Raw genomic sequence first — 1,282 nt, forward strand, 5'->3', positions numbered from 1 at the left:
AGGGACTGACGCACGTTTTGGTGACAGGTGTGGTTTAGGCCGCGAGGGCCTTGTTGGTGTTGATTTTGGTTTCGTATTCGATGGGTGTCAAGCCGCCGAGTCGGTCTTGGGGCCGGCGGTGGTGGTAGGTGCGTTCGATCCAGGTCACGATCGCGAGGCGCAGATCCGCGCGGGTGGTCCAGGTCTGCCGGTTCAGGACGTTCTTCTGCAGCAACGCCCAGAACGATTCCATCGCCGCATTGTCGCCCGCTGACGCGACTCTGCCCATCGAACCGATCATGCTGTGACGGCTCAGCGCGAGCCCCATCTTCCTTGACCGGAACTGCGATCCACGGTCCGCGTGAAGGATGCAGCCCGCGACGTCGCCGCGCCGGCGCACCGCATTGGTGAGGGCGTCACCGGCGAGCTTGGATGTCATCCGGTCCGCGATGGAATACCCTACGATGCGGTTCGAGAACACGTCCTTGATCGCACAGCAGTAAAGCTTGCCCTCGCTCGTCCAGTGCTCCGTGATGTCTGTCAGCCAGACGCGGTTAGGGGCATCAGCGGTGAACTGCCGCTTCACGAAATCATCGAACACGGGTGGCCCAGGTCTGTGCCCCTTACCGCGGCGGCGTTGACGCTGAACCGCGGAGGAGATCCCCGCGGCACGACACAGCACCCACGCGGTTCGCCGGCTCATCCGCACCCCGGCGCGACGGGCCTGGTGATGCAGGAACCGACAACCGAACTCGGGGTCTTCCCGATGCGCATCCACGAGTGCGTTCATCCGGTTCGCTCGGAGGATCTCCGCGTCAGCGATCGGCGATTTCCGCCACCGGTAATAAGGCTGGCGGGCGAGCTTCAATACCCGACACGACACTGTCACCGGAATGCCCGATGCGGCGAGCTCGCTCACGAGCGGGTAGATCATTTTGGGGAGCCACCCAGGCGCAGATTCGCCTGCGACAAATACGCCGCGGCCTTGCGAAGCACTTCGTTCTCCTGCTCCAGTAAACGGTTCCGACGACGAAGCTCGCGAACCTCAGCAGCCTCGTCTTTGGTCTGGCCAGGCTTTCGCCCGTCCTCGATATCGGCTTGCTTGAGCCAATTCACGAGCGACGCTTCCGAGACCCCGAAATCCTTCACGATCATCTTCAACGTCACCCCCTCCTCACGAGCACGGGCAACCGCGACGACATCGTCACGGAACTCTTTCGGAAACGGTGCAGGCATGAAGACATCCTCTCCCAGAGGCGCTCGGCCTCAAAGGTTAGTTGTCACCGAAACCTGCGTCAGTCCC

The 1,282-nt window shown here is 62.4% G+C and carries 1 protein-coding gene; it reads right to left on the reverse strand.

The genetic code is table 11. The features are described 5' to 3' along the window. Positions 1 to 34: 34 nt before the first annotated feature. Positions 35 to 1,215 (reverse strand): IS3 family transposase gene (locus tag FVP60_RS12955; RefSeq protein WP_425463458.1). Its coding sequence is split into 2 segments (ribosomal slippage): positions 35 to 946 and positions 949 to 1,215, totalling 1,179 coding nucleotides; the frame shifts between segments, so codons are not numbered across the junction. Between the last annotated feature and the right edge of the window lie 67 nt (positions 1,216 to 1,282).

Origin of the sequence: Microbacterium mitrae (assembly GCF_008017445.1) — a bacterium.
Lineage (GTDB): Bacteria > Actinomycetota > Actinomycetes > Actinomycetales > Microbacteriaceae > Microbacterium > Microbacterium mitrae.